The sequence below is a fragment of the Marisediminitalea sp. genome (assembly GCF_984433645.1).
In genome coordinates this window covers 1-8,753 of record NZ_CFIDRX010000181.1, presented here as the reverse complement: position 1 = coordinate 8,753, position 8,753 = coordinate 1, and the positions used below count along the sequence as shown (strand labels likewise).

The 8,753-nt window shown below is 48.0% G+C and carries 7 protein-coding genes; 4 read left to right on the top strand and 3 right to left on the bottom strand.

From position 1 onward, the window contains the following. The 3 genes from AC4MRN_RS17450 to AC4MRN_RS17440 all read left to right on the top strand — a co-directional run. Positions 1-458: efflux RND transporter periplasmic adaptor subunit (locus AC4MRN_RS17450; protein WP_491203993.1), on the top strand; the 458-nt coding region annotated here is incomplete at its 5' end. 18 nt (positions 459-476) lie between these two features. Then, positions 477-3,620, top strand: a complete 3,144-nt coding sequence (locus AC4MRN_RS17445) for an efflux RND transporter permease subunit (RefSeq protein ID WP_155014239.1) — start codon at positions 477-479, stop codon at positions 3,618-3,620. A gap of 63 nt (positions 3,621-3,683) precedes the next feature. Next, positions 3,684-4,166 carry a GNAT family N-acetyltransferase gene (locus tag AC4MRN_RS17440; protein WP_491203992.1) on the top strand — a complete coding sequence of 161 codons (483 nt, stop codon included), beginning with the start codon at positions 3,684-3,686 and terminating at the stop codon, positions 4,164-4,166. A 26-nt stretch (positions 4,167-4,192) separates the two neighbouring features. Here the strand turns inward: AC4MRN_RS17440 and AC4MRN_RS17435 are convergent, their stop codons facing one another. Next, positions 4,193-4,618: a CBS domain-containing protein gene (locus AC4MRN_RS17435; RefSeq protein ID WP_491203991.1), complete on the bottom strand. Its 426-nt coding sequence runs from the start codon at positions 4,616-4,618 to the stop codon at positions 4,193-4,195. A gap of 146 nt (positions 4,619-4,764) precedes the next feature. Between AC4MRN_RS17435 and AC4MRN_RS17430 the strand changes: the two genes are divergently transcribed. Beyond that, the gene (locus AC4MRN_RS17430; RefSeq protein WP_491203990.1) at positions 4,765-7,071 is read left to right on the top strand and encodes an efflux RND transporter permease subunit; all 2,307 of its coding nucleotides are present in this window, start codon (positions 4,765-4,767) and stop codon (positions 7,069-7,071) included. 26 nt (positions 7,072-7,097) lie between these two features. On the opposite strand, the gene AC4MRN_RS17425 is transcribed toward AC4MRN_RS17430, so the two are convergent. Both AC4MRN_RS17425 and dps read right to left on the bottom strand, forming a co-directional pair. Continuing rightward, positions 7,098-7,604: a GAF domain-containing protein gene (locus AC4MRN_RS17425; RefSeq protein ID WP_073322679.1), complete on the bottom strand. Its 507-nt coding sequence runs from the start codon at positions 7,602-7,604 to the stop codon at positions 7,098-7,100. Positions 7,605-7,761: 157 nt separating this feature from the next. Further along, positions 7,762-8,274 carry a DNA starvation/stationary phase protection protein Dps gene (dps, locus tag AC4MRN_RS17420; protein ID WP_073322681.1) on the bottom strand — a complete coding sequence of 171 codons (513 nt, stop codon included), beginning with the start codon at positions 8,272-8,274 and terminating at the stop codon, positions 7,762-7,764. Positions 8,275-8,753: the final 479 nt, after the last annotated feature.

The window sequence follows — 8,753 nt, the reverse complement described above, 5'->3', positions numbered from 1 at the left end:
AACTTGGCGATATTGAAGCCACTATTACACTGATGAACCGTCAGGATGATATTATTAAGCGCTCAGGCGCAATCCACCGTGACACGGGCATTGTTGATGCCAGTACCCGCATGACACACCTCGTCGCTCGTATCGAAGACCCTTATGGGATTAAAACGGGCATGCCTGCGATTAAATTCGGTTCGTACACGCAGGTGCAATTCACCGGAAAGACACTGGAAAATATCTACAAGATACCTCAGGAACTGATCAACAAGCGCCAGATTTGGATCCTTGACGACGAAGACAAAATGGTACCAAAAACCGCGAATGTCGTTCGCGAAGTGGGCAGTGACTTCTTGATTCGTGCCGACATTGACAGCAGCGACCGGATTGTCATGACATTGCCAGAGTACCCGCAAAATGGCATGGCCGTGAAAGTCATTGCCAACGAGAAGCTCATCGCAAAGCAACCTTAAGACACGGAAGACCATGAGATGAAAGATCCTTTAGATACGCAACGTGGTTTAATTGCGTGGTTTGCCCGTAATCCGGTTGCTGCTAACCTGCTGATGTTTTTTATTCTGATTATGGGTGCCACGGGCTACGGCAGCATCCAGCGTCAGATGTTCCCCAATATTGAAATCAACTATATCAATATCAGCGCCCAGTATCCTGGTGCATCGCCGCAGGAAATTGAAGAAAGTATCCTGATAAAAATTGAGGAAAGCCTGAAAGACGTCAGTGAAATTAAACGCACCGTCTCTCGCGCGTTTCGCAACAGCGGCCGAATCTCGCTGGAGATAGATAAAGATGAAGAACTGGCGGATGTACTCGACAAAGTAAAACTGCGTGTCGACAGTATTGCGACCTTCCCGGCTGACATGGAGCCCGTGACCATTTCACAGGCCGAATATCAGCAACAGGTTTACGAAATGGCACTGGTTGGCGATATCCCGCTGGAAGAGCTCAAACCCATCGCGAATGAAATCGAAGATGACCTGTTGCAGCTTTCCTCAATATCACTGGCTACAGCACGTGTCCCTACAGACGAAATCGGCATTGAAGTAAAACCTGAGATGCTGAGAATGTACAACCTGACGATTTCTGATGTCGCCAGCGCTATTAATCAATACTCTGCAAACGTATCTGCTGGTCAACTGCGAACCGAAGCTGGTTTAGTGTCAGTGCGTATAGAAAACCAGTATTACGATGGTGAAGAGTTTGCAAGCATTCCTGTGAAAGTTGGCCCGGATGGCGCAAAAGTGTTGCTGTCTGACATTGCCGTTATTAAAGACGGTTTCACCGAAGGCGAACGCTATTTCCGCTATACCGGCCAGAATGCGGTGTTAATTGCAGTCAACGCGACCAAATCGCAAAACATTGTGCCCATAGCCGAAACGGTGAAGAACTACATGGCGCACAAAAATGAAGAGTTACCAGCGGGCCTGCAGTTAAAAGAGCTGGTAGACATGACGTACTACCTGAATGCGCGTCTGGACATGATGCTCAGCAACCTAATCCAGGGTGCTGTATTGGTTGCCATGATGCTGACATTGTTCCTTCGATTCCGTCTGGCCTTCTGGGTTATGGTTGGGTTACCACTTTGCTTCCTTGGCGCGGTAATGCTGATGCCCATGTTCAGTGTGAGTGTCAACATCCTTTCATTGTTCGCCTTTATTATGGTGTTGGGTATCGTGGTTGACGATGCCATTGTGATAGGGGAAAGCGCGTATTCCGAAATAGAATCGAAAGGCGGTGGTGTAGACAATGTTATTCGCGGTGCCAAGCGTGTCGCAACACCAGCAACCTTTGGTGTGTTAACCACTATTGCAGTGTTTGCGCCCTTTACGTTAAGCAGTGGGCCCGAAGGTGAGTTCTTCTACAACATTGCTGTGGTAGTAATTTTGTGCCTGGCCTTTAGCTTGATTGAATCCAAGCTTATCCTCCCTGCCCACATTGCAAACATTAAGTTCAAGCCTGTTAAACCCAACGGCTGGCGCGTGAAATTCAACAACCGTTTCAATCAGTTTGTAAACGGCCCTTACCGACGCACAGTAACCAAGGCCATTGAAGTTCGCTGGCTGGTTCTTGCTACATTTGTAGCCGTCCTGATGCTGAGCTGGGGCCTGGTGGCGGGTAATCACGTACGCATCGTGCCCAACCCTAAGGTGCCTCACGACTTCCCGTCTATTGGTATCGAAATGAACGAAAATGTGTCAGATATGGCGACGATTGACGCCTTGAAAACCATCGAGAAAGTCATCTGGGACATTGAAGAACAAACTATTCGCGAATACGGCAGTGGTATGATCAAAGACTTGCTCGCCTTCAATGAGTCGCGCACTGAAGCCAGATTGGTTATTCCACTAGTCGACGAAGAAAAACGGCATTTCAATACCTTTGAACTGGCTCGAAAATGGCGTGAAGCAATCCCCGAAATTCCAGGCATGAAGAGCTTCAGCATTGAAGACGACGTAAACGGTGGTGGTGATGATGGCGAGTTTGGCTACCTGATTTACGGTGCTGACATCAAGTCACTCAATGAAGCCGGTTTGCGATTCATTCAAATGCTTCAGCAGGAAAAAGGCCTGTACGATGTAAGCTCAACCATTGACCCCGCCAGTAAAGAAGTGCGCATGACACTCTTACCGGCCGCATATGAACTCGGCTTGTCATTGCGAAGCATCGCGAATCAGGTTGGCCTGAGTTTTTACGGCGGTGAAGCACAGCGTGTGATCCGCGACGGCGAAGAAGTCAGAGTCATGGTTCGCTACCCTCGCCTCACACGTGAACGTTTCTCTGATCTGAAATACACAGTCATTCAAACCCCAACAGGCGATGAAGTTTTATTAGGTGACGTAGTAGCGCTGAGCGAGGAGCCAGGGATCAGCTATATCCGCCGCGAGGAAGGCTACCGGTCAGTGTATGTCTGGGGCGCAATTGACGAAGAACAAGTTGAACCTAACGAAGTGGTTAACACCATTGATGAAAAGCTCCTGCCAGCATTGTTCGAGGAATACCCTGACATCAAGATGCAGTTAGGCGGTGATATAGAAGAGCAACAGGCTCAGCAAGACGAACAGGTTATGTTCTTCACCGCAGCCATGATCATGGTGTACATACTGCTCGCAATCCCGTTAAAGAGTTATGGCCAGCCAATTATAATTATGTCGGTTATCCCATTCAGCCTGACGGGTGCGCTGTGGTCGCATTTCCTGTTGGATTTAGACTTAAGCCTGATGTCGACGTTTGGTTTGATTGCAGCGGCCGGGGTTGTAATCAATGACTCGCTGGTTATGACAGACTTTATTAACCAGCGCAGGGCTGAGGGTTATTCTATTCTGGACGCCGCCCGACAGGCTGGTTGTGCGCGATTCCGCGCGATTACCCTAACGTCGATAACAACGTTTGCAGGCGTACTGCCGATTTTGTTTGAAACCAGCCTGCAAGCTAAGTTTGTTATCCCGATGGCGGCCGCTCTGGGTTCTTCGGTGTTATATGCCACCCTGGTTACCCTCATTCTGGTGCCTTGTTTGTACCTGATTTTGCAGGACATCAGCAATGCCTTTAAGTGGCTCTTTGGCAGTGCTGTTAGCGCCAAAAGAAAAGTGTTTCGCCAATCACCTCAGGCTTCTTAACCCTTGATTTATGCCCGCACCAGATATTGCCCGCAATGTCTGGTGCGCAATTAGGACCTATTCATGACTTGTACTATTCGCCCGGCGGTTAAATCCGATACTGCGACTATTCTGCACTTTATTCGCGAACTCGCTATTTATGAAAAAGCCGAGCACGAAGCAAAAGCGACTGAAGAACATATTCATCGCACCCTGTTTAATGAGCAGCCAAAGGCGCATGCCATTATTTGCGAACTAGACGGCGAAGCGATTGGTTTTGCCGTGTACTTTTTCAGTTATTCCACCTGGCAAGGTCAGTACGGTATTTACCTGGAAGATTTATATGTATCGTCTGCCCACCGCGGCGTGGGTGCGGGTAAACAGTTGCTTACCGCGCTGGCCAAAATTGCCGTCGACAATGACTGCGGCCGTTTTGAATGGAGTGTGCTGGATTGGAATCAGCCAGCGATTGATTTTTACGAGTCACTGGGCGCCAAGCCACAGAGTGAATGGATAAAGTACCGCCTCGATGGTCAGGCATTGCTAGACCTCGCTGCAAAAGCCTGATTGTACTTCACTGTAATGCGCTTGTGTTACGACAAGCGCTTTTGCGCCACAGACGCCGCAAAATACTTAAAGATATCCCGCCAGCTAATGATCCCGATAGGTTTACCGTGTTCATCAATCACCGGTAAACACGAAATTTTATGCTGATTAAACAACTCAATGGCACTCACCATGGTATTGGTTGCTTTCAGTGTTATTGGATCCCGGGTCATGATCTGATGCACGCGCCTATCCAGCGTAGCGCGGTCGCGAAAACGCTCTGTCACTGAGTCCAGAAACGGACTAATCGCCTTCAAATAATCCCGGTCAGAGATCACCCCCACCAGTCTGTCATCTTCAACCACCAATAAGTGATGAAAACCACTGGCTTCAAAAATATGCCGAACCGTGTCCAGCGAGTCGTCCATCATCACGCACACCACGCGTTTGGTCATTATGCTGGCAATACTCATACACCCTCTTGAACATTGTTCTGATTGTGGAAAAACGCGAATCACCGTGTCATAGTGTAAGTATACTATTAAGGTAATAATTTGGCAGCGTGTAATACCTTCGCTGTACTTTAGACCAGCCATCATAACAATACAAAGGACGTCTCATGGCTAGTAGCGCTACTTCCAGGCTGATGAACTACCCCATTACCATTATTCTTATCTGCCTGATTGCCATTGCAGGATTAGCCAGCGGCGGTCAGTATCTGTATTTCCGGGGAGACTACAAAACGTTCTTCCGCGAAGACAATCCACAACGCGCCGCGTTTGAAGAAATGCAGGACATTTTCAATAAAACCGAATCCGTCAATCTGCTGGTTGTCCCCGAGTCAGGCAACGTGTTTAACGCCGACACCTTAAACCTCATTCAGGCGCTGACAGAACGCGCCTGGCAAACGCCCTACTCGATTCGGGTGAACTCCGTCACCAACTTTCAGCATACCTACTCCGAAGGCGATGACCTGATTGTCGATAAGCTCTATCCCGACTGGCAGTCCCTGTCAGAAGAACTCATTAAAAATATCGAAGCGGTTGCCTTAACCGAGCCCGATGTTGTTAACCGGCTGGTGTCACCCGACAGCCAGGTTGCTGTCATTAGCATAACGGTAAGAATGAGCGACGGTGACCAGACTAAAGAAGTCGCCGAGGTAGCTGGCTTCGTGAAAGCACTGGCAGAAGAAGTCACCACAACTCACCCGGATCATCAAATTCACCTCACCGGCGTTGTGATGCTAAACGATGCATTTCAACTCGCCGCTAACGACGATGCCAGCACACTGGTGCCGGCAATGTTTATTATTATCATTGTAATGATTGGCGTACTATTGCGTTCGTTTTGGGCCGCACTCGCAACGCTGCTCATTGTAGGCGCAACCATTGCTGCAACCATGGGATTTGCTGGCTGGGCGGGTTATTTCCTCAGTGTTTCAACCGTAAATGTTCCCACCATGGTGATGACCTTGGCCGTGGCTGACTGCGTACATATCATTGCTTCCTGGTTTCAGCAGATGCGAGAAGGTCTTTCAAAACAAGATGCGCTGGCGCGAGCAGTCAACCTGAACAGAATGCCGGTCATCATTACCTCTGTTACCACGTCGATTGGTTTTTTAACGCTGAATTTCTCAGATGTTCCCATTCTGGCCGACCTGGGTAACCTGACAGCAATTGGCGTCATGTTAGCCTGTTTACTGGCGCTTACACTGTTGCCGGCCATATTGTCGTTAATGCCCGTTACGCCGCCGGCAAAAACCACCTCGCGACTCTCTTCCTTATTAACGTCGTTGGGCGATTGGGTTATTACCTATTACCGTCGAATCCTGCCGTACAGTGCGATTGTGTTTGTGACGGCGTTGATATTGGCATCCACCAATCAGTTAAATGACATCGCCATTAAGTACTTTAGTCAGGACAACACGTTCAGGCAGGCGGCAGATTACCAGTCAGCGCATTTAAGTGGCCTGGCGACCATCGACTTCGCTATTTATACCGATGAAATGTCGGGTATTAATGATCCGGAAGTGCTGACCTCAGTAGCTGCCTTTACTGAATGGTTGCGCGTGCAACCTGAAGTCGACCACGTGTCCTCAATTGCCGATACTTATAAAAAGCTCAATAAGAACATGAACTTCGATAATCCGGATTATTATCGGTTACCCATGGACCCCGAGCTGGCAGCCCAGTATTTGTTACTGTTTGAAATGTCCTTGCCCTATGGTCTGGACTTAAACAACCAAATCGACATGGACAAAGCTGCCACCCGCATTAGTGTCACGCTTGATAACCTGGGCAGTAAAGAATTAACCGCCTTTGAGCAGCGCGCATACCGGTTCTTTAATAAGCTGTCTCCTGACTTACGTGTCACCGCAGCAAGCCCTGCCCTCATGTTTGCGCATATTGGCGAAACCAATATGCAAAGTATGCTGAAAGGTTCTTTGTTAGCGCTCGTGCTGATTTCCTTTTTGCTGATATTTGCGCTCAAATCACTGAAGCTAGGCTTAATCAGTCTGGTACCCAACTTACTTCCTGCCGGCCTGGGTTTTGGTATATGGGCCATGATATCCGGTGAGATCAATATGGCGCTGTCGGTGGTGCTTAGTATGACATTGGGGATCATTGTAGACGATACAGTGCATTACCTAAGTAAATACAAGGCAGCGCGGGAACAGGGTAAAACAGCCAAGGAAGCGAATCAGTATGCCTTCAAAACCATCGGTCAGGCACTTGTTGTGACCACCAGCGTACTGGCAATTGGTTTCGGGGTGTTGAGCTTGTCCAGCTTTGCGTTAAATTCAGACATGGGCCTGTTAACCGCTATTATTCTGGTAAGTGCACTGGTGATTGACTTGTTGTTTCTGCCGGCATTTCTGTTATGGCTGGATAAACCGGCTGACACAGCAGAAACGGCAACTGAATAAATTCCGTCGAATACGCCGACGAGTGTTCAGGCCAGATTTCGTATATTGGAGAATATCGATACGATACGCGCAGCGCGTTTGAGGTTTGCCAGATCCTGATCGCTCCACTCGACTATGTGGCCGACACTCTCGCAACAGATAATGCCAAAAGGCGCAAAGTCGTTACTGAAAATATAATCCAGCAACGAATACACGTTTACCGCCGGAAAGTACGCTTTGTTAAAGCACATGGTATGGGGGTGATTGCGGGCATCAGGTGCTCTGATGACGTCGGATTCCAGGATGGCGTTGAAATACTCAGGGTAATCTTCTGCCGATAACACCACACCCTCAGGCTCAGAAAACTCACCGTCAGCCATCATAGCAATACAATTTATTGCCGTTTTATTTTCGTCGAACTTCCACAGACTTACCCGGTTTGCGCCTTCAATGGTATCGCCAATGGCGTAGCACACCATTTTGAGCTGCTTGGACTGGTCCAAATCTGGGTTCGATAAATTGATACTAAGCTGCGTAAGTGAATCGATATCCATAAAAAAACGACTACATATAGAAGAACTGGAAAGATGATTTCAGTATAGCAGGTAAGACTGCATCAACCAGCCGGACCTACCATACAAAAAAAAGCCCGCATGGGATGCGGGCAAAGTGTGGTTTACACATGAGGAAAGAAACACTGAAAAACAAATATTAATTACTGAGTTCACCCGAGGCCGATTCAATGTGCGCCCGAACAAACCACTGGAACTGCTCTAACTGAGCCAACTGACCGGTGATCATATCTTCAGAAACCGGGTCCAGTTCACCCAATGTCTCGATGGCTTTGCGGTGATCTTTATTCACACCTGTGTACACTTTATCAAGTGCCGCCAGGTGGTCAGTCACTAGCCCTTTGCCAATTGCATAGTCATCCCAGCTACGACGCTCAACAATAGATTGCGGAGTGCCTACCGGTACGCCGCCTAATGTAGCAATGCGTTCAGCAATGGTGTCTGTCATTTCGCGCACTGCCTCAACCTGAGGATCAAGCATTTCGTGCACGCCAATAAAATTCGGGCCCACCACATTCCAATGAATGTGCTTAAGGGTTAACTGTAAATCAATAAGTGCGACCATACGATCGTCCAGTACAGAGATAGTGTCCTGCGCGGCATTGTCCTTGATGCCTGGGGCAGTAAATTGTGCAATTTTCGCGTTAGTCATAAATACTCCTGTACGTTAACAAAGGCTGAGTTCGTTCAACCTCAAATGAATACACAAAAGGTATTGCACAGCGCGTGCCGAAATGCAGATAGGTGCATCAGCCCTCAAAGAATAAGGGGTACAAGGAATAACGAGTAAATTAGCAAGGATATGAGAAGCCCCCCGAACAAAGTAAAGAATACAGAGGATTGTAAATTCTTCAGAGTCGGCTGGGGTTTGAATCAGTCAGAGAGGAAGAGAATGATGCACTTGTATTCAATCTGAGACTCCGCTAATGATGAATGGCAGGAAAGAGCGAGAAGCGGAAGTAAGCAGCTAATAGTTTAAATAAAGGTTTATTGCCCATAGCGGACCTTCTGTACTCATACTTGAACCTCATCAATTTGGCTGAAACTAAATTGATGTGATTCTTACGGGCTTACTAAGAATTCTCAGTAACACGCATTGTAAAACTAAAGAAATGTTCATGAATGCCGCAC

Bases quoted from the DNA above. Each gene is read 5' to 3' on its own strand.
- AC4MRN_RS17430 (WP_491203990.1), top strand. From the start codon at position 4,765: ATGGCTAGTAGCGCTACTTCCAGGCTGATGAACTACCCCATTACCATT.
- dps (WP_073322681.1), bottom strand. From the start codon at position 8,274: ATGACTAACGCGAAAATTGCACAATTTACTGCCCCAGGCATCAAGGAC.
- AC4MRN_RS17440 (WP_491203992.1), top strand. From the start codon at position 3,684: ATGACTTGTACTATTCGCCCGGCGGTTAAATCCGATACTGCGACTATT.
- AC4MRN_RS17425 (WP_073322679.1), bottom strand. From the start codon at position 7,604: ATGGATATCGATTCACTTACGCAGCTTAGTATCAATTTATCGAACCCA.
- AC4MRN_RS17445 (WP_155014239.1), top strand. From the start codon at position 477: ATGAAAGATCCTTTAGATACGCAACGTGGTTTAATTGCGTGGTTTGCC.
- AC4MRN_RS17435 (WP_491203991.1), bottom strand. From the start codon at position 4,618: ATGAGTATTGCCAGCATAATGACCAAACGCGTGGTGTGCGTGATGATG.